Raw genomic sequence first — 17,711 nt, 5'->3', positions numbered from 1 at the left:
AGGGCATTGTGCTGTGCCCCTTCCGTGAGGCCAGAGCTGTCCTCACCACATGTATCGCAGAAGGGGCCCCACCGATTTCGGTGGGGCCCCTTCTGCGTTCTGTTGGTGGTCAGTCCTCAGCCGGCTTGTTCATGCCGTCCTTGATGAAGTTCATGACCGAGGAGTCTGCGAGCGTGGTGACGTCACCGATCTCGCGGTTCTCGGCCACGTCCTTGAGCAACCGACGCATGATCTTGCCGGAGCGCGTCTTGGGCAGCTCGTCGACCACCATGATCGACCGGGGCTTGGCGATTGGCCCGATCTGCTGACCGACGTGGTTGCGCAGCTCCTGGACGAGCTCGTCTCCGGTGGAGCCACCAGCCGCACCGTCCTCGCGCAGGATGACGAAGGCGACGACGGCCTGACCAGTCGTCTCGTCCGTGGCACCCACGACGGCGGCCTCGGCCACACGCGGGTGCGAGACGAGAGCGGACTCGATCTCCGCGGTCGACAGGCGGTGCCCCGAGACGTTCATGACGTCATCGACGCGACCGAGGATCCAGATGTTTCCCTTGTCGTCGTACTTGGCGCCATCACCGGCAAAGTAGTACTCCGGACCGAAGCGGCTCCAGTAGGTGTCCTTGTAACGCTCCGGGTCTCCCCACACCCCACGGAGCATGGCCGGCCATGGCTTGGTGAGGACGAGATATCCCACCTGCTCGGGCTCGGTCAGGGGCTTGCCCTCGTCATCGAGGATCTCGGCAGAGATACCGGGGATCGGCTTCTGCGAGCTGCCGGGCTCGAGCTCGGTGACACCGGGCAGGGGAGAGTTCATGATGGCTCCCGTCTCGGTCTGCCACCAGGTGTCGACGATCGGCGCTGTGCCTGCACCGATGTGCTCGCGGTACCAGCGCCAGGCCTCCGGGTTGATCGGTTCGCCGACCGAGCCGAGGACCCGCAGCGAGGACAGGTCGAACTTGGCCGGGATGTCCGCTCCCCACTTCATGAAGGTGCGGATCGCCGTGGGCGCGGTGTAGAGGATGGAGACCTTGTACTTCTCCACGATCTCCCAGAAGATCCCCTGGTGCGGGCTGTCCGGGGTGCCCTCGAAGAGCACCTGGGTCGCGCCGTTGGCCAGTGGCCCGTAGACGATGTAGCTGTGGCCCGTCACCCAGCCGATGTCGGCCGTGCACCAGTAGACGTCGGACTCGGGGTGCAGGTCGTGCACGACCGCGTTGGTGTACGCGTTTTGCACCAGGTAGCCACCGGTGGTGTGCAGGATCCCCTTGGGCTTGCCGGTGGTACCGGAGGTGTAGAGGATGAAGAGCGGGTGCTCGCTGTCGTGGGGCTGGGCCTCGTGCTGGTCGGAGGCCGAGCTGACAACCTCGTGCCACCAGACATCACGCTCGTCCTCCCACGTGACGTCGATCCCGGTGCGCTGGACGACGAGGACCTTGCTGGCCGTCGTGCCCTCGACCGCCTTGTCGACGGCGTCCTTGAGCGGCATGGCCTTGCCCTTGCGGAACTGCCCGTCGCTGGTGATGACGAGCTTGGCCTCGCCGTCCTCGATCCGTGCTCGGAGCGCGTCTGCGGAGAATCCGCCGAAGACGACCGAGTGGGGTGCGCCGATGCGGGCGCAGGCAAGCATCGCGACGACGGCCTCGGGGATCATCGGCATGTAGATGGCGACACGATCCCCCTTCGTCACGCCGAGCGCCTCGATGGCGTTGGCTGCCTGGGATACCTCACGGAGCAGGTCGGAGTAGGTGATGGCGCGGTCTTCGCCGTTGGCGCTGACCGCATGGATCGCCACGCGGTCGCCGTTGCCGGCCTCGACGTGCCGGTCGACGCAGTTGTAGGAGGCGTTGAGCTCGCCCCCGACAAACCACTTGGCGAAGGGGGCATCACTCCAGTCGAGCGTGGTGTCGAAGTCCTTGCTCCAGGTGACGTACTCCCTGGCCCGGGTGGCCCAGAAGGCCTCGTGGTCAGCGGCGGCCTCGTCATAGAGCTCGGCCTTGCCGACCGCCTGCTCGGTGAACGCGGGGGTGGGGGCGTAGTCCGTCACATGTCCTCCTCATCGAGTGATCGCGCGCCATCGCGCGAACGTGTGTCATGCCCCACCTTTCACCCAGCGCCACGGGATCACAACGGCGGGGTCTCGCTTTGTCGCCGGGCGTGGGGCGCGGGGCGACGAGCGGTCTCGTGGAGCGTGCGCAGACTGCACAGCGTCGTGTCACCTCGACCCTGCTGACGGTGCACAGTCTGATCAGTACTTTCGGGTTCCATGGTGCTGATCGGCGCACTCTGGGACGGTTGTCTGACCACAAGGAGGTGGTCGACGTGTTTACCGAGGGACAGCTGTACTCACCCGTGACCGAGCACGAGGACGGCACCGTCGAGGTGCACCTCGCAGACACGCATCCCGGGCGGGAGGACCCGCAGTACCTGCGCCGCCGCGGCGAGATCGCGGGGGCCGCCCTCGCCTGGCGTCGAGGGAGCCAGGAGGTTCCGACGATCGAGTACACCGAGCAGGAGCACGCCGTGTGGAGCCGGGTGAGCCGCGAGCTCGCTCCGCTGCACGCCCGCTTCGCCCACAGCGAGTACCTCACTGCCAAGGAGCGACTGGGGCTCCCGACCGACCACGTCCCGCAGCTGGCAGAGGTCACCGGGCGGCTGCTGCCTCTCACCGGATGGCGGTATGTGTGTGCGCCGGGGCTGGTGCCCCTTCGCGACTTCTACGCAGATCTCGGTGACCGCACCTTCAACTCCACGCAGTACCTGCGTCATGGATCGCAGCCGCTCTACACGCCGGAGCCGGACATCATCCACGAGGTCATCGGACACGCCAACCAGCTGGCCAGTCCTCGCTTCGCCGCCATCACCGAAGCTGCCGGGCAGGCCTCCCTCCGTCTCGAGAGCGAGGAGGCGATGAAGCTCGTGGCCGATGTCTTCTGGTTCTCCATCGAGTTCGGCGTCATGTACGAGGGGGAGGACCTCAAGGCATACGGCGCGGGCATCCTGTCGAGCTACGGCGAGATCCAGGAGTTTGCGCACATGGAGATCCGTGACCTCGACGTCGCTGACATGGGCACGCTCAACTACGACATCACCGTCTATCAGCCGGTGCTCTTCGCCGCCCGCTCGATGGGCCACCTCGAGGACGTCGTCGGTGACTTCTTCGCGACCGTGGACGATGACACGGCTGCGGCCCTGCGGTCCGAGGCTGTGCGGCGGGGACTGCTCCCCATGTCGTCGCAGTGATCCGTGCCCATAGGCTCCGGGTCAGGGGAGGCGGACCGCATCCCCATGACACGAGGGGATGACCACGATGACCAGTCGACGCACGAGCGCCGCCGGCCTGCTCGCCGTTGCGGCGCTCGGCCTGTCCGCCTGTGGCGGGTCCGACACGGAGACGACGAGCTCGACGACGAGCTCCACGACCAGCACGGACAGCACGTCCGAGAGCACGACGGACGCGACGTCGGAGACCGAGGCCACCGAGGAGCCGACGGAGGAGTCCACTTCGTCGGAGTCCGAGTCCGACGGTGAGGGCAGCGAGGGCGCCGCGCCTGCCGGTCTCACCGACCCGGGCACCGAGCTGGCCATCGGCAAGCCCGCCACGATCCCGCAGGGTGATGACGGGGCCACCGTGACGGTGACCGTCACCGAGATCACCAAGGGTTCCTCGGCTGACCTGGCCAAGCTCAAGGACGCCGACAAGTACAAGGACTACACGCCCGTCTACGTGCAGTACAAGATGACGGGTACCGACAGCTCGACCGAGCTCGGCGGCGACATCCTCGACGATGTCGACCCGATCCTCGCCGACGGTCGCAAGGCGTCGACCCTGATCCTCATCGGCACCTCGCCCTTCAAGAAGTGTGACCGCAACTCCATCCCCAAGGACTTCGGTCCCGGTGACACCGAGACCACCTGCCAGGTGGCCATGGTCGCCTCGGGCCAGGAGGTCACGGGGGCGCAGTACGCGCCCTACGAGGGGGACTACTCCGACGATGGCGCGGTCGTCTGGACGAAGTAGCGCGCATGAGGCGAAGGGGGGGGAGGGCCGAGGCTCTTCCCCCTTCGTCGTGTCGCCGTGGCTCAGGCCGTGTGCAGGGCCGAGATGCCCGTGACCACGATCGTCAGGCCCATGCCGAAGTCGCTCGGCGTGCGTTGGGGTGTGGCGATCCCCGAACGGGTCGCATGGGCGTGCGACTGCTCGTCGTAGGCATGTCCGTAGACGAAGTGCAGGAGCGTGCGTGCCGCGGTCGGGACGATGTCATCGGGCAGCCCGGCCTCGGTCAGCAGACCGCACAGCTCGTCGAAGGGAGCCTGCGCCCCCATGCCGAAGGCCCACATGCTCATGACGAGGTCGGCCCCGTCGGGGTAGCCGGTCACGGCGGCGTGGAGGGCTGCACAGTGCAGGCGGACCTGCTCCTGCCACCCCGCGTCGCTGCGTGGCACGCGTGGTCCGCGGGCCAGGATCTCGTCGGCGACGGCTCCGAGCAGGGCCTGCTTGTTGGCGAAGTGGTGGTACAGGGCGCTCTGCTGCACGCCCAGGTCGGCGCCGATGGCGCGCATCGTGAGATCGGGCAGGCCGACGCGCGAGAGGATCGACAGCGCGGTGTCGACGACCTGCTCGCGGGTGAGTGGGGTGCGTGGGTTGCGCGGGGGTGGCACGACGGCTGCCTTCGACGGGGGTGGCCAAGAAGTTTGACCCTACCTCCCGCACCCTCTAGCCTGAACGGCGTTCAGTAGCAGAACGCCGTTCGGTGCCATTCAGGAGCCACAAGTGACCGTCCACCACGACCTCGTCGACCGCATCCTCGTCGACCGCATCCTCGCCGGCGCCGCAGCGACCGAGCAGGAGGCGCTGGCCGTCCTGCACACACCGGACGACGAGGTGATCGACCTCGTCGCCGCGGTGTCCCGGCTGCGGCGCGAGCACTTCGGCATGACGGTCAAGGTCAACTACCTCGTCAACCTCAAGTCCGGCCTCTGCCCCGAGGACTGCGGGTACTGCTCCCAGGCGCTCGGCTCGTCGAGCGAGATCCTGCGCTACACGTGGCTCTCGGCGGACGAGGCCCTGGTCCAGGCCCAGGCGGGCCTGCGCGGTGGCGCGACGCGCGTGTGCATGGTGGCCAGCGGTCGCGGTCCGAGCGATCGGGACATCGACCGGGTCGCCGGCATGGTCGACGCCATCAAGGGCGAGCACCCGCAGGTCGAGGTCTGCGCCTGCCTCGGGCTGCTCAAGGACGGGCAGGCCGAGCGGCTGCGTGAGGCGGGCGTCGATGCCTACAACCACAACATCAACACCGCGGAGTCTCACCACGACTCGATCGTCACGACCCACACCTACGAGGACCGGGTGCGCACCGTCGCCACGGCACAGGGTGCTGGGCTGTCGGCCTGCAGCGGCCTCATCGCGGGGCTCGGGGAGAGCGACGAGCAGCTCGTCGAGGCGCTGCTCGCCCTGCGTCAGCTGGGCTCGGAGTCAATCCCGATCAACTTCCTCATCCCCTTCGACGGCACCCCCAAGCAGCAGACCTGGGAGCTGTCACCGCTGCGCTGCATCAGGATCCTCGCCGCGGCGCGCGTGGTCGCGCCGACTGCCGAGATCCGCATTGCCGCAGGGCGTGAGATGCACCTGCGCAGCCTCCAGGCGATGGCGCTGCACCTGGCCAACTCGATCTTCCTCGGTGACTACCTCACGGCAGAGGGCCAGGCTGCCGAGGACGATCTGAGGATGCTGGCCGACAACGGCTTCACCGTGCTGGGCGCGCAGGAGCCGGACGGGTCGTCGCCCCGCGAGGACCACCCCGTGATCCGTCGCCGCGGAGCCGGTACCGCGGCCCCGGCCAACGCCTGAGGACATGACGAAGGGGGAGAGCCGCGGCTCTCCCCCTTCGTCATGTCGTGCGGATGATCAGTGCTCGATCACCTCGGCCACACCGTGACCGGTGAGGCTGCGCACCTCCATCTCGGCGTACTTCGCGCGGTTGAACTCCTTGCTCGTCACCGAGCCGAGCCAGCCGAGGAAGAAGCCCAGCGGGATGGAGATCAGACCGGGGTTGGCCAGCGGGAAGATCGAGAAGTCCGCTCCCGGGATCATCGCGGTCTCCGAGCCGGAGACGACCGGGGAGAAGGCGATGAGGATGAGCGCCGACCCGAGACCGCCGTACATCGACCACAGGGCGCCACGGGTGTTGAAGCGCTTCCAGAAGAGGCTGTAGAGGATGGTCGGCAGGTTGGCGCTCGCCGCGACGGCGAAGGCCAGGGCCACGAGGAAGGCGATGTTCTGGTCCTTGGCGAGCATGCCGCCGAGGATCGCCACGACGCCGGTGCCCAGGGCCGCGTAGCGCGAGACCTTGACCTCCTGCTCCTGGGTGGCCTTGCCGTTCTTGAAGACCTGGTTGTACAGGTCGTGGGCAACGCTGGCGCTGGCCGTGATCGTCAGTCCGGCGACCACCGCGAGGATCGTCGCGAAGGCGATGCCGGAGACGATGCCGAGCAGCCACGAACCACCGAGCTCGAAGGCGAGCAGCGGGGCGGCCGCGTTGGCCTTGCCGGGGGCGTTGGCGATGACGTCCGGGCCGACGAGGGCACCGGCGCCGTAGCCGATGACGAGCGTCAGGAGGTAGAAACCACCGATGAGCCAGATGGCCCACTCGACCGACTTGCGGGCCTGCTGGCTCGTGGGGACGGTGTAGAAGCGCTGCAGCACGTGGGGCAGCCCGGCGGTCCCGAGGACGAGGGCGAGCGACAGCGAGATGAAGTCGATCTTGGTCGTCAGGGACTCTCCGTACTTCAGGCCCGGCTCGAGGAGCTTCTCCCCGGCCTCGGGATTCTTGTCGACGGCAGCCTGCATCACCCCGGAGAGGTTCATGCCGAACTTGCCCAGCACCCAGAAGGTCATGATCGCGACAGCGAAGATCAGCATGACGGCCTTGATCATCTGGACCCAGGTCGTGCCCTTCATCCCGCCGATCATCACGTAGGCGACCATGACGATGCCGACCACGGCGATGACGAGGTTCTGCGCCATGGAGCCGTCGACGCCGAGCAGCAGGGAGACCAGACCGCCGGCACCGGCCATCTGGGCCAACAGGTAGAAGAAGGAGACCGCGAGGACCGAGCTGGCCGTCGCGATGCGCATCGGGCGCTGCTTGAGGCGGTAGGTGAGCACGTCGGCGAGCGTGAAGCGACCGGTGTTGCGGAAGAGCTCTGCGACGAGCAGCAGGGCGACGAGCCAGGCCACCAAGAACCCGATGGAGTAGAGGAAGCCGTCATACCCCTGGAGGGCGATGGCACCCGCGATGCCCAGGAAGCTCGCGGCGGAGAGGTAGTCACCGGCGATGGCCAGGCCGTTCTGCCGGCCGGAGAAGGCCGCGCCGCCGGTGTACATCTGGCTGGCGGTCTTGGTGCCGGAGGCGACCTTGATGACGATCGCCAGCGTCACGACGACGAAGACGACGAAGATGGTGATGTTGAGGGCGGGAGAGCCGGTCTTGGCTTCCGCGGCGAGGGCGACGAGGGAGCTCATGGTCAGTCCTCCTTGGGGCCGACGGCGCCGACCTGGTCGAAGACGGCGTGGGCCTTGGGGTCGAGGACCCTGCCGGCCCAGCGCACGTAGATGATGGTGATGGCGAAGGTCGTGACGAACTGACCCAGGCCCAGGAGGACCCCGATGTTGATGTTGCCGAAGACCTTGGTGCTCATGAAGTCGTGCGCAAACATCGACAGCAGCACGTACAGGAAGTACCACGCGAGGAAGAACGCGGTGACTGGGAAGACGAAGCCGCGGAAGGTGCGGCGCAGATCGCCGAACTCCTCAGACTCCTGGACGGCGATGTAGCGCTCGCCGAGCGGTTGAGCGTCGTTGCTCATGGCTCACCTCCGGGTAGTGGGTGGCCCGGACATCGATGGCCGGACAGACCACAGGGTGTCCCGGATCACGTCGTCGATGAGTGGTCTGCCGGGTCCTGCGCGGTCGGCGGGTGGTGCCGTCGCCGTGCGGGTCGCTCGAGCACGACGAGCGGCACTCTCGGCGCGACGAGCGGTCGTCACGGCCCGGGTCGGAGTCAGCCCGTCTCGGAGAGCACGTCCTCGGGTGTGTGCAGCCGGGTCATCGTGCGCGCCCAGCGGCGCGGTCGGGATGCCGGCGTGAGCAGTGAGACGGTGATCGTCACGACGAAGGCGAGTGGGGTCGCCCAGGCGGTCGGAGCCGCGACGAGCGCTCCGGGCCACCCGGCGGGTGCGAGGTGCAGGACGGAGATGATCGTTGCCGCGACCGTGCTCAGCCCGCCCACGGCAACGCCAGCGGCTGCTCCCTTCGCCGTCAGCCGGGTCCACCAGACGCCGAGGATGAGGAGCGGCGCGAAGGTGGCGGCCGCGATGGCGAAGGCGTGGCCGACGGCCGAGGAGATCCCGATCGGCTCCGCCGTGCATGCCGCGACGAAGGGGGCGAGCACCCCCACGAGCGCAGCGGCACGGAAGGAGGCGGCCGGAGCGGCGTCCCCCCGGCTCAGCTTGGCGGTGAGTGGCCGCAGGACGTCCTGGTCGATGGCTCCGGCCACGGACATCGCGACGCCCGAGGCGGTCGCGAGGAAGGCGGCAAAGGCGCCCGCGGCGACGAGCGCGGTGAGCAGCTGACCGTCGATCCCGGGCAGCATCGCTCCCGGCAGTGCCAGGACCACGGTGCGGCTGGCGTCGCCGGCGATGTCGCTGGGGTCCAGGTAGGCGCGACCCAGGTATCCGTAGATCGGTGGGAAGACGTAGAAGATGCTGAGCAGCGCCAGCACGGAGACGGTGGTGCGGCGCGCGGCCACGCCGTCAGGGTTGGTGTAGAAGCGCACGGCGATGTGCGGCAGACCCATGGTCCCGAGGCACAGGGCGGCCAGGGTGCTGTAGGTGGTGAAGAGGGAGCGGCTCGTGGGCTCGTCGCTCGTGAGGGGCTCCCACCACGAGGCGTCGGCCTGCGGGGTGGGCCCGCCTGACCGGTGCCAGACGAGGAGCAGGACGAAGGCCGGGACAGCGATCGCGGTCAACTTGATCCAGTACTGGACGGACTGGACGAGGGTGACCGAGCGCATGCCGCCGGCCGCGACATTGAGCACGACGATCACCGTGAGCACGGTGGCGCCGACCCACGTGGGCAGCCCGCTCACGTGACGTAGGGCGAGACCGGCGCCTTGCATCTGGGGCAGCAGGTAGAGCCACCCGATCCCGACGACGAGCAGGGCGCAGCCGCGCCGAAGGGAGCGCGACTCGAGCCGGGACTCGGCGAAGTCGGGGAGTGTGTAGGCGCCCGAGCGGCGCAGCGGGGCGGCGACGAGGAGGAGCAGCACGAGGTAGCCGACGGTGTAGCCGATGGGCATCCACAGCATGTCGATGCCCTGGTCGTAGACGAGTCCAGCGACCCCGAGATAGCTCGCGGCCGACAGGTACTCGCCGCCGATGGCGCTCGCGTTGCGCCATGGGGTGACGGCTCGACCGGCGACATAGAAGTCGCTCGTCCCCTTGGCCAGCCGCAGGCCGAGCGCGCCGAGGGTGAGCGTGGTGAAGCAGACGAGCGCGATCGCCAGGACGCTGAGCGGCTGGCTCACCGGCGGCCCACGAGGTCGCTGAACTCCGCCTCGAGACGTTCGCTCGAGCGCGTGTACCACCGGGCCGTCAGCACGATCCCGGGGTAGACCAGACCACCGAGCACGAGCCAGGTCAGGGGCAGGCCGAGGACGCTGGCTCGTCGGGTGGCCGGGACGAGGGCAAAGAGGAGGGGAAGCGCACCGAGGGTCACGACGCCGAAGGCCAGCGTGCTGAGGGACAACTGCAGCTGCGCGCGCACGAGGGAGCGGACATAGGCGGTGCCGAGGTGCGAGTGCCCGGCGATCTCGTCGCGGACGGTCCGGGGCCCCTCGCGTCGGTTGGGGCGCCGGGTGCGGGTGACGCGCACCCTCTGCGGCGGGCTGCTCACCCGTCGTCCGTGCCCGTGCGCGGTCGGAGGAGGGTGCCGCGCAGGTGGCGGGTGTGACGGCGGCTGACCTGCAGCTCGGTGTCGTCGACGATGACGGTGCAGCGCCCCCCGTCGGTGTGGATCTCACTGATGTGGCGGGTCGAGACGAGCGTCGATCGGTGGATGCGGACGAATCCCGCGTCGGCCCACTGCTCCTCGAGGGTGGCCAGGGGGATGCGCACGAGGTGCGAGCCGGTGGGCGTGTGCAGGCGGGCGTAGTCGCCCTGGGCCTGCACCCAGTGGATGTCGCTGCGCGGGACGAAGCGGGTGACTCCGCCGAGCTCGACCGCGATCGTCTCGTCGTCCTCGGGGGCGGAGGGTTGGGTCTCGCGTTCGCTGGCGGCGAGACACCGACGCACGGCCTCGCCGATGCGCTCGGGGCGCACCGGCTTCATCAGGTAGTCGACGGCGTCGAGGTCGAAGGCATCGACCGCGTGGGTGTCGTGGGCGGTGACGAAGACGACCTGTGGCCGCTCGGTGAACCTGCGGATGACCCGAGCCAGCTGCATGCCGTCCAGGCCGGGCATCGAGATGTCGCTGAAGACGACATCGATGTGCTCGCGCTCCAGCGCAGCCAGCGCTGCCGTGCCGCTGGCAGCGGTGAGGACACGGCCCACCCGCTCGTCCTGGTCGAGCAGCCAGGCCACCTCGTTGCGCGCGGGCGCCTCGTCGTCGACGACGAGGACGGTCAGCGCTGCGGGCTGTGTCGGTCGCGGCATGGCCACCAGACTAGGCCGGTTCCTCGAGCGCCGGGGAGTACTTGGGTACTCGGAAGGAGACCTTCATCCCGGCGCCGGGTGCGGTGTCGACGACGAGACCGAACTCTTCGCCGTAGACCTGACGCAGCCGGGCGTCGACATTTGCCAGGCCGACCGAGTCCGCGCGGGACTGCCCGTCCAGGATCTTGCGGATCGCCTCGGGGTGGGCGCCGACGCCGTCGTCCTCGACGCTGATCTCGGCCTCGGCCCCGTGGTCGGAGGCGCTCAGCGTGACGTGGCCCGGGCCCTCCTGCGGGGCGAGCCCGTGACGCACCGCGTTTTCGACCAGGGGCTGGATCGCGAGGTATGGCACGCGGACGGGCAGCACCTCCGGCGCGATCTTGAGCGTGATCCCGAGGCGGTCGCCGAAGCGAGCCTGCTCCAGCACGAGGTAGCGCTCGACATTGCGCAGCTCCTCGCTGACGGTGGTGAAGGCGCCGCCGCGACGCAGGGCATAGCGCGTGAAGTCGGCGAACTCGAGCAGGAGCTCCCGGGCACGGGCGGGGTCGGTCCGCACGAAGGAAGCGATCGCAGCCAGGGAGTTGTAGATGAAGTGCGGGGAGATCTGGGCCCGCAGCGCCCGCAGCTCGGCCTCCATCGCCCGGGTGCGCTCGTAGCCCAGGTCGGCCAGCTCGACCTGGGTTGCCACCCACGAGGCGACCTCCTCCGCGGCCCGCGCCAGACCGGCCGAGACTGCTGGCCCGTACCCCGCGACGGCTCCGATGACCCGGTCGTCGGCGGTGACCGGGGCGATGACCGCGGCACGGATGGGGCAGTCGGTACCGGAGCAGGTGACCACATCGGGGCCCAGGACCACGGTCTGGCCCGAGGCGAGGACCTGCGCGGCCTGGTCCATGACGGCAGGCAGGTGGTGACGTCCTTCGCCCTCCCAGACGATGACGCCGGAGGTGTCGCAGATGGCCAGACCGGGGGTCGCGAGCATCGCGCGCAGGTAGGGGGCCGCGCGCTCGCAGCCGTCGTCCGTGAAGCCGTCGGCCAGGTGCCGGGCCGCCTCGGAGGCGGTGTGCAGGGTCTCGTAGGTCGCCTGGTCGGTGACGGAGATGAAGCCGGGGCGGGCGCGTCGCCACCGGATGAGGGCGACGACCAGCCAGAGCGCGAGGAAGGCGCCTGTGACCACAACCTCGGTGGGGAGGTGCAGGCCGGCAGTCATGGGCGCACCCTAGTGCGGCCTACGCTGTCGGGGTGTCCGACTCCAGCCCGCTTGTTGTTGCCCTGACCGAGCTCGCCGCGCTGCCCGAGGTGGCGCACGCCTCCGACCAGGCCCGTGAGGTGTGCACCCAACTGCGCTGGCACGAGGCGCTGCGCCGCCGGATCCCGGAGGCTGCGGCCGAGTCGCGCGTCCGTGGGGCGTGGGCGAGCGCGGAGCTGGACGGCGCGCGGTCGACCGCGTCGATCGTGCGCGAGATCATGATGGGCGCGCGGGAGCGAAGCCAGCACCCTGACCCGGCCGAGCGGGTCATCCACGGTGCGATCGCGGCCACGGCCGAGAGCGAGAGCCTGCGTGAGCTCGTGACGCACTCGCCCGGGCAGGCGCTCGCGCGGCTGCACACCGCCGCCGCAGCGCAGCTGGTGCAGGACCGCGATCAGCTCGGCCGCCCTCGTGTCGAGGGGGATGGCTGCGAGGAGTTCGCCGACCTCGGACCCGCCCCGACCGGAGACGAGCTGCGCCAACGGCTGGACGGGATCATCGAGCTGATGCGCTCCGCCAGCGAGGCTCCTGCCCTCGTGGTCGCGTCGATCGTCCACGCGGAGATCGCCACCGTGCGCCCTTTTGTCGTCGGCAACGGGCTCGTGGCCCGGGCGGTCGAGCGTGCCCTCATCGCCGCCACCGGGCTGGATCCGACGGGTGTCGCGGTCCCCGAGGCCGGTCACGGGCACGCCGGGGGACCGGCTTATCTCGGCTCGCTCAACGGGTATGTCCACGGCGGGGCTCCGGGCGTCTCGTTGTGGCTGAAGCACTGTGGTGAGTCGCTCGTGGCGGGCGCGGAGGAAGGCTGGCGCGTGGCTGAGTCCGTGCGTGCCGGGCGGCTCGGATAACCGCCACGTCGAGGCGCGTGCCCGTCGAATTGCGCTCACAGGAATCACGATTACAGTTGTTCTCCAGCCGCTCCCTTCGGGTCGAGCGGCCAACGCACGGCTCCCTCCCCCCGGGGCCCGCGCGTTGACGGCCCCGGCGCTCCCCCGCCGGGGCCGTCCCCTTTCCTGGATCGGTTTTCGCGGTTCGTCCACAGGCACAGGTGGCCGAAGGGGGTTGTCCCCAGCCCTCTGATCCGCACCCCGGAGCATGGTGGGCGGCGGCAGGGTCGAGGGCATGCATCCCGTCGTCGTCATCACCGCAGCCTCGGGCGGCCTGGGCACCTCCACCCTCGCGGCCGTCACCGCCACCGTCCTTGCCCGCGACGGCTCGCCGACCCTGGTCGATGGCGCCTTCGGTGCGGGTGGCCTGGATGCCACGGTCGCGGTGGAGCACGTGGAGGGCCTGCGCTGGGGCGACCTGGCCGAGCACGAGGGCGCGGTCGACGCCGCGCGGCTACGGGGAGCGCTCCCGCTGGGACCGGTGCCGACGCTCGCGGTACGAGGGCGCCGGCCGACACCAGCGGCCGTCCGAGATGTCGTGACCGGGCTGGCGGGACTGGGGCCGGTGGTCGTGGACCTGCCGTGCTCGGGTCGGGTGCCGCCGGTGTGGGCGGAGCTCGCGGACCTCGTCGTGGTCCTCGTGGGGTTGCGGCCGCGCTGGTTGCGCGACGGGGAGGCATGGACCTCGACGCTCGGGGAGCGCAGTGACTCCGCGTTGCTCGTCACCCGCGGCCCCCGGCGAGCCGAGCAGGTCTGCGAGCGTGCAGCGGAGCATCTCGGGCTGCCGCTGCTGGACCACCTGGCAGACGACGCCGGGGTACAGCGCGACGAGGCGCACGGACGCTCACCACGACCCAAGGGGCCCGTCGGCGTGGTGGCCAGATCGCTGGTGGCGGCACTGCCACCGGCCACCGGGGCACTCGCCGAGCACGTCCTGGGGCTGGCGTCATGAGGTGGTCGAGCGCCATTGACGCGCACGTGCAGGCCGGTCGCGCTCCCGACGAGCAGGTGATCGACCAGGTGGCCCGTGCCGAGGAGGTGCGGCTGGGCAGCTCCGGTGCGCTGCGACGGTCGGGGGAGCTGCGGGCCGGACTCATGGGGCTCGGTCCGCTCGAGCCGCTCGTCGGCGACGAGCGGGTGACCGACGTCTTGGTCAATGGCGACGGCTCCGTGTGGGTCGATCGGGGCGAGGGGGTCACTCGTGCCACGGTCGAGGTGGGCGACCACGACGCCGTGCGACGGCTCGCCACCCGGCTGTCCGCGCTGGCCGGCCGTCGACTGGATGACGCCCAGCCGTGGGTGGACGGGCTGCTGCCGCGGGGGATCCGCCTGCACGCGGTCCTGCCGCCGCTGGTCGCCGGTGGGGCCCACGTCAGCCTGCGGATCCCTCGTCACCGGGGCGGCGGGCTGGCCTCGCTCGTGGATCTGGGGATGGCGACGCTCGAGCAGGCGGAGCAGTTGCGGCAGATGGTGCGAGCTCGACAGGCCTATGTCGTGACCGGAGGGACGGGCACGGGCAAGACCACTCTCCTCGCCGCGTTGCTCGCCGAGGTCCCCGCGGACGAGCGGCTCGTCGTCGTCGAGGACGTGGGTGAGATCCAGGTCGGCCACCCACACGTCGTGCGCTTGCAGGCACGCTCTGCCAACACCGAGGGAGCGGGTGAGGTGACGATGGTCCACCTCGTCCGGCAGGCACTGCGCATGCGGCCGGACCGGCTGGTCGTGGGGGAGGTGCGTGGCGCCGAGGTCAGGGATCTCCTGCTCGCGCTCAACACCGGGCACGAAGGCGGGTGCGGCACACTCCACGCCAACCGCGCGGAGGACGTGCCCAGCCGGATCGAGGCGCTCGGTGCGCTCGCCGGGATGAGCCGGGAGGCCGTGCGAGCGCAGGTCGCCAGCGCGCTCGAGGTGGTGGTGCACCTGCGCCGGGTGGGCGGTCGGCGGGTCGTCGACTCGATCGGCCCGCTGCCGGTGGTGACGTCATGACGATCACGGTTGTGGGCCTGATCATCGTCGCGGTGCTGATGTGGCCGGGACGGGCCGCAGGCGTGGGGCTGGCCGGAGGGGGAACGTCGTCGTGGCGCGGGTGGCGGCGTCCCGAGGGTGGCCGGTTGCAAGATCTCGAGTCCCTCGCCGGGGTCGCTGACCTGCTGGCGATGGCACTGCGGTCAGGAGCGACTCCGGTCTCTGCCGTGCGCGTCGTCTCGGCGCAGGCCCCCAGGCCGTGGCAGCCGGTCCTGGAGGAGGTGCACCAGGAGCTGACGACGGGCGGTGCAGCGGGGCAGGTGTGGCGCAGGCACGCGGAGGATCATCCGGAGCTCGGCGCGGTCGCAGGTGCGTGGGCGCTCAGCGAGGACCTGGGGGTGGCGCTGGCGCCGTCGATGGCGACGAGTGCCCAGGTCCTGCGGGCGAGGGTGCAGGCACGACGGCGGTTGGAGGCTTCGACCGCGGGTGCGCGGGCGACGATGCGGATGCTCACGGCGCTGCCCCTCGTGGGTCTGCTCGCTGGCTTCGCCTTCGGTCTGACCCCGTGGGAGGTCTACGGGCACAGCGCGGTGACGATGGCCTGCGCTGTGCTCGGTCTCGTGCTCACGGCGATCGGTTGGTGCATCTGCCGCTGGGTGCTGGCGCGGGCCGTCGCGCCCACGGTGCACCGGTGAGCCTGCTGGCCGTCGCCCTCGTGGTCGTGGCAGTGGCCGTGTGGCCAGGGCAGGCCACTCACGTGGGGTGGCTGCGGAGCGAGACCGGGGCGGTGGACGAGCCGGCGGCCGCCGCCCTGACCGTCGACGAAGTCGCTGACGCGAGCGTGCTGCTCGCCCTGGCCCTCCAGTCCGGCAGAGGCATGGTCCAGGCGCTCGAGGAGGTCGCCGGGGTCTCTGCGGCAGGTGCGGGTGAGGACCTGCGTCGGGTGGCGGCCGCACTGCGTTGGGGTCGCTCGATGAGCCAGGCGTGGACCTATGCCCGTGGTGTGTGGGGTCCGACGGCGACGGCCTTCGTCGTGGCCGATGCTGTGGGAGCACCATCGGCATCGGTCCTGCTCGACGCGGCAACGAGCCTGCGCGACGCGGAGGCGCGGAGGCTGGAGGAGGCCGGCGGCAAGGCTGCAGTGATGCTCGTGCTCCCGCTGGGCCTGTGCTTCCTGCCTGCCTTCATCGCCACTGCCGTCGTGCCGATCGTCGCCGTACTCGTGGGGACCCAGCTGGGGTGAGCCGATCCTCCCGGGTCGGTGGGTCGGTCCGGTTGTCCCCATCGGGGCAACCCCCGCAGCGGGCATCCACAGGTCCGCGGAGCAGCTCGCGATGGTCCCTTGCAGGGCGAAGGGTGGTTCTCACCGCGGCGCATCGGGTGCCGCCCAAGGGGAGGAGCTTCCCATGAAGAGGTCCATCGTCCGGTGGGGCCACCGGGTCAGGTTGGCGTGCGAGGCGGGGATGACCACCGCCGAGTATGCGGTCGGCACGCTCGCAGCGTGCACCTTCGCGATCGTGCTGCTGGCAGTCGTGAAGTCGGGGACGATCAAGACGGGCCTGTCGGGTGTCATCCTCGAGGCGCTCGGCATCCGCTAGAGCTGGCGACGACGCGGGGATGGTGACGGCCGAGCTCGCCCTCACCTTCCCCGCCGTCGTCCTCGTGCTCGTCCTGTGCCTCTCCGCCCTGTCGTGGGGAGTCGACCATGTGCGGTGCGTCGATGCGGCCCGGGTCGCGGTCCGGGAGCTGGCTCGCGGGGAGTCCTCAGCACAGGCGCTCGGCCGAGCAGAGAGCACGGCACCTGCCGACGCCCGGCTCACGGTCACCCGCAGCGGCCAGGACGTGATGGTCACGGTGACGAGTCCTGCGCCGCCTGCTCTGTCCTTCGCAGCCGAGGACACCTCGTGCTCGTCCACCGCGAGGGTGGAGTCGATCGATGCAGTCCTCTGACCCGGGCGCTGAGCGCGGCTCATCGACGGTCTCGGCCGTCGGCCTCATCGCGGTCCTGTTGACCATCACCCTCGCGGCGCTGGCTGTACTCAGCGCGGTGCGAGCGGCTCACGTCGCACGCTCCGCGGCGGACCTGTCGGCACTGGCAGGAGCGCTCCAGCTCCAGCAGGCCTTCGACCCGGAGGCCGCGTGCGCGGAAGCCGGGCGAGTCGCAGCACTGCACGAGGTCCGGGTCCTCGCCTGCGAGGTCGGGGATGCCGGGGACGTGACGGTCACCGTGTCGGCGGGGATCCCCCTTCGTCTCGGTGGTGTCGGACCCGACCACGCCGAGGGCAGAGCGCGAGCGGGGCCCGAGCCCGGAGGCGGGCAGCAGTGAACCCGCGGACGAGTGTCATCCGCGGGTTCACGACACACCACGATCAGAGCCGGCGGTCGCCCTTGCGAGGCATCGGCCGAGTGGCGTCGTCGACAGCGCCGTCGCGCCTGACCGGACGGGTTGCCTCACCACGGGTGTCCATGCGCTGGGTCTCGAGCGTCGGGTCGTGGCGCTCGGCGGCCTCGGCCCGCTCGCGGGCGATCTCGGTGGACGTGCGCTGGTCCTCGAGCTCACGCTCACGCTGCGCGATGTCTTCCTGGTGCTCAGCCTCGAGACGGGCCTGACGCTCGCGGGCCTCGGCCGCCTGCTCCTTGCGCAGGCGACGCTGCTTCGCCTTGCGGGTCAGGGCCGCCTTGATGAGGACCAGGCCCAGCCACAGCAGGAGCATCGTCAGCATGCCGACGATGACCAGGGTCAGGGGGTTGAGGTTGATCGTCACGGTGTCGAAGAGCCGGATGTCGACGTCCTGCCCGGACACCTCGGGCGCGGACGTGCCCATGAGCAGCGCGGCTCCGAGAGCGAGGGCGACGAGCACGAGGATGAGGCCGAGGATGACCATGACAGTCCTTCCGGG

General features: G+C 70.2%; 20 protein-coding genes. 11 read left to right on the top strand and 9 right to left on the bottom strand.

Annotated elements, in window-relative coordinates; genetic code table 11:
- Positions 1 to 109 precede the first annotated feature (109 nt).
- Complete coding sequence (gene acs, locus JLI01S_RS09855; protein ID WP_068263942.1) at positions 110 to 2,044, bottom strand: acetate--CoA ligase; 1,935 nt, start codon at positions 2,042 to 2,044, stop codon at positions 110 to 112.
- 275 nt (positions 2,045 to 2,319) lie between these two features.
- Here acs and JLI01S_RS09850 point away from each other — a divergent pair, with 275 nt between their 5' ends.
- Together JLI01S_RS09850 and JLI01S_RS09845 are read left to right on the top strand one after the other, a co-directional pair.
- Complete coding sequence (locus tag JLI01S_RS09850; RefSeq protein ID WP_068263963.1) at positions 2,320 to 3,240, top strand: phenylalanine 4-monooxygenase; 921 nt, start codon at positions 2,320 to 2,322, stop codon at positions 3,238 to 3,240.
- A 67-nt stretch (positions 3,241 to 3,307) separates the two neighbouring features.
- Positions 3,308 to 4,018 carry a hypothetical protein gene (locus JLI01S_RS09845; protein WP_157074901.1) on the top strand — a complete coding sequence of 237 codons (711 nt, stop codon included), beginning with the start codon at positions 3,308 to 3,310 and terminating at the stop codon, positions 4,016 to 4,018.
- 62 nt (positions 4,019 to 4,080) lie between these two features.
- Here JLI01S_RS09845 and JLI01S_RS09840 read toward each other — a convergent pair whose 3' ends face one another.
- A complete protein-coding gene (locus JLI01S_RS09840) occupies positions 4,081 to 4,659 on the bottom strand; it encodes a TetR/AcrR family transcriptional regulator C-terminal domain-containing protein (RefSeq protein WP_068263936.1) in 579 nt (192 codons plus the stop codon).
- A 112-nt stretch (positions 4,660 to 4,771) separates the two neighbouring features.
- On the opposite strand from JLI01S_RS09840, the gene bioB reads away from it, so the two are divergent.
- A complete protein-coding gene (gene bioB / locus JLI01S_RS09835) occupies positions 4,772 to 5,848 on the top strand; it encodes a biotin synthase BioB (RefSeq protein WP_218005493.1) in 1,077 nt (358 codons plus the stop codon).
- A gap of 57 nt (positions 5,849 to 5,905) precedes the next feature.
- Here the strand turns inward: bioB and JLI01S_RS09830 are convergent, their stop codons facing one another.
- The 6 genes from JLI01S_RS09830 to JLI01S_RS09805 all read right to left on the bottom strand — a co-directional run bounded on the left by JLI01S_RS09830 (position 5,906) and on the right by JLI01S_RS09805 (position 11,920).
- The gene (locus JLI01S_RS09830; RefSeq protein WP_068263933.1) at positions 5,906 to 7,522 is read right to left on the bottom strand and encodes a monocarboxylic acid transporter; all 1,617 of its coding nucleotides are present in this window, start codon (positions 7,520 to 7,522) and stop codon (positions 5,906 to 5,908) included.
- A gap of 2 nt (positions 7,523 to 7,524) precedes the next feature.
- Positions 7,525 to 7,866: a DUF485 domain-containing protein gene (locus JLI01S_RS09825; protein WP_068263931.1), complete on the bottom strand. Its 342-nt coding sequence runs from the start codon at positions 7,864 to 7,866 to the stop codon at positions 7,525 to 7,527.
- 194 nt (positions 7,867 to 8,060) lie between these two features.
- Positions 8,061 to 9,584 carry a sodium/solute symporter gene (locus JLI01S_RS09820; protein ID WP_068263928.1) on the bottom strand — a complete coding sequence of 508 codons (1,524 nt, stop codon included), beginning with the start codon at positions 9,582 to 9,584 and terminating at the stop codon, positions 8,061 to 8,063.
- The gene (locus tag JLI01S_RS09815; RefSeq protein ID WP_068263920.1) at positions 9,581 to 9,952 is read right to left on the bottom strand and encodes a hypothetical protein; all 372 of its coding nucleotides are present in this window, start codon (positions 9,950 to 9,952) and stop codon (positions 9,581 to 9,583) included. The genes JLI01S_RS09820 and JLI01S_RS09815 overlap by 4 nt, the downstream gene beginning before the upstream one ends.
- Positions 9,949 to 10,710: a LytR/AlgR family response regulator transcription factor gene (locus JLI01S_RS09810; protein ID WP_068263919.1), complete on the bottom strand. Its 762-nt coding sequence runs from the start codon at positions 10,708 to 10,710 to the stop codon at positions 9,949 to 9,951. The genes JLI01S_RS09815 and JLI01S_RS09810 overlap by 4 nt, the downstream gene beginning before the upstream one ends.
- A gap of 10 nt (positions 10,711 to 10,720) precedes the next feature.
- Positions 10,721 to 11,920, bottom strand: a complete 1,200-nt coding sequence (locus tag JLI01S_RS09805) for a sensor histidine kinase (protein ID WP_174521315.1) — start codon at positions 11,918 to 11,920, stop codon at positions 10,721 to 10,723.
- Between the two features lie 32 nt (positions 11,921 to 11,952).
- Here JLI01S_RS09805 and JLI01S_RS09800 point away from each other — a divergent pair, with 32 nt between their 5' ends.
- The 8 genes from JLI01S_RS09800 (at position 11,953) to JLI01S_RS09765 (ending at position 17,137) form a co-directional block, all read left to right on the top strand.
- Positions 11,953 to 12,807, top strand: coding sequence for a Fic family protein (locus tag JLI01S_RS09800; protein WP_068263918.1), 855 nt, complete (start codon positions 11,953 to 11,955; stop codon positions 12,805 to 12,807).
- A 274-nt stretch (positions 12,808 to 13,081) separates the two neighbouring features.
- Positions 13,082 to 13,798, top strand: a complete 717-nt coding sequence (locus JLI01S_RS09795) for a CpaE-like family protein (RefSeq protein ID WP_157074900.1) — start codon at positions 13,082 to 13,084, stop codon at positions 13,796 to 13,798.
- Complete coding sequence (locus JLI01S_RS09790; RefSeq protein WP_084349343.1) at positions 13,795 to 14,832, top strand: TadA family conjugal transfer-associated ATPase; 1,038 nt, start codon at positions 13,795 to 13,797, stop codon at positions 14,830 to 14,832. Before JLI01S_RS09795 ends, JLI01S_RS09790 begins: the two co-directional genes overlap by 4 nt.
- Positions 14,829 to 15,506, top strand: coding sequence for a type II secretion system F family protein (locus JLI01S_RS09785; RefSeq protein WP_068263911.1), 678 nt, complete (start codon positions 14,829 to 14,831; stop codon positions 15,504 to 15,506). Before JLI01S_RS09790 ends, JLI01S_RS09785 begins: the two co-directional genes overlap by 4 nt.
- Positions 15,503 to 16,054: a type II secretion system F family protein gene (locus JLI01S_RS09780; RefSeq protein ID WP_068263908.1), complete on the top strand. Its 552-nt coding sequence runs from the start codon at positions 15,503 to 15,505 to the stop codon at positions 16,052 to 16,054. The genes JLI01S_RS09785 and JLI01S_RS09780 overlap by 4 nt, the downstream gene beginning before the upstream one ends.
- Positions 16,055 to 16,217: 163 nt before the next feature.
- Positions 16,218 to 16,409 (top strand): DUF4244 domain-containing protein, encoded by a 192-nt coding sequence (locus JLI01S_RS09775; RefSeq protein ID WP_068263906.1) that lies wholly within the window; start codon positions 16,218 to 16,220, stop codon positions 16,407 to 16,409.
- A 19-nt stretch (positions 16,410 to 16,428) separates the two neighbouring features.
- Positions 16,429 to 16,761, top strand: a complete 333-nt coding sequence (locus tag JLI01S_RS09770; protein WP_068263903.1) for a TadE family type IV pilus minor pilin — start codon at positions 16,429 to 16,431, stop codon at positions 16,759 to 16,761.
- A complete protein-coding gene (locus JLI01S_RS09765; RefSeq protein ID WP_068263901.1) occupies positions 16,748 to 17,137 on the top strand; it encodes an Rv3654c family TadE-like protein in 390 nt (129 codons plus the stop codon). Before JLI01S_RS09770 ends, JLI01S_RS09765 begins: the two co-directional genes overlap by 14 nt.
- Positions 17,138 to 17,180: 43 nt before the next feature.
- Here the strand turns inward: JLI01S_RS09765 and JLI01S_RS09760 are convergent, their stop codons facing one another.
- Positions 17,181 to 17,696, bottom strand: a complete 516-nt coding sequence (locus tag JLI01S_RS09760) for a hypothetical protein (protein WP_068263898.1) — start codon at positions 17,694 to 17,696, stop codon at positions 17,181 to 17,183.
- Positions 17,697 to 17,711 lie beyond the last annotated feature (15 nt).

Source organism: Janibacter limosus NBRC 16128, from assembly GCF_001570985.1.
Taxonomy (GTDB): domain Bacteria; phylum Actinomycetota; class Actinomycetes; order Actinomycetales; family Dermatophilaceae; genus Janibacter; species Janibacter limosus.
The sequence above is the reverse complement of the archived record's forward strand: the minus strand, read 5'-3'. Positions and strand labels throughout refer to the sequence as shown.

What these genes read in the sequence shown, in the direction of transcription:
- JLI01S_RS09845 (WP_157074901.1), top strand. Translation starts at nt 3,308, where the DNA reads ATGACCAGTCGACGCACGAGCGCCGCCGGCCTGCTCGCCGTTGCGGCG.
- JLI01S_RS09830 (WP_068263933.1), bottom strand. Translation starts at nt 7,522, where the DNA reads ATGAGCTCCCTCGTCGCCCTCGCCGCGGAAGCCAAGACCGGCTCTCCC.
- JLI01S_RS09825 (WP_068263931.1), bottom strand. Translation starts at nt 7,866, where the DNA reads ATGAGCAACGACGCTCAACCGCTCGGCGAGCGCTACATCGCCGTCCAG.
- JLI01S_RS09810 (WP_068263919.1), bottom strand. Translation starts at nt 10,710, where the DNA reads ATGCCGCGACCGACACAGCCCGCAGCGCTGACCGTCCTCGTCGTCGAC.
- JLI01S_RS09805 (WP_174521315.1), bottom strand. Translation starts at nt 11,920, where the DNA reads ATGACTGCCGGCCTGCACCTCCCCACCGAGGTTGTGGTCACAGGCGCC.
- JLI01S_RS09795 (WP_157074900.1), top strand. Translation starts at nt 13,082, where the DNA reads ATGCATCCCGTCGTCGTCATCACCGCAGCCTCGGGCGGCCTGGGCACC.
- JLI01S_RS09790 (WP_084349343.1), top strand. Translation starts at nt 13,795, where the DNA reads ATGAGGTGGTCGAGCGCCATTGACGCGCACGTGCAGGCCGGTCGCGCT.
- JLI01S_RS09785 (WP_068263911.1), top strand. Translation starts at nt 14,829, where the DNA reads ATGACGATCACGGTTGTGGGCCTGATCATCGTCGCGGTGCTGATGTGG.
- JLI01S_RS09775 (WP_068263906.1), top strand. Translation starts at nt 16,218, where the DNA reads ATGAAGAGGTCCATCGTCCGGTGGGGCCACCGGGTCAGGTTGGCGTGC.
- JLI01S_RS09770 (WP_068263903.1), top strand. Translation starts at nt 16,429, where the DNA reads ATGGTGACGGCCGAGCTCGCCCTCACCTTCCCCGCCGTCGTCCTCGTG.
- JLI01S_RS09765 (WP_068263901.1), top strand. Translation starts at nt 16,748, where the DNA reads ATGCAGTCCTCTGACCCGGGCGCTGAGCGCGGCTCATCGACGGTCTCG.
- JLI01S_RS09760 (WP_068263898.1), bottom strand. Translation starts at nt 17,696, where the DNA reads ATGGTCATCCTCGGCCTCATCCTCGTGCTCGTCGCCCTCGCTCTCGGA.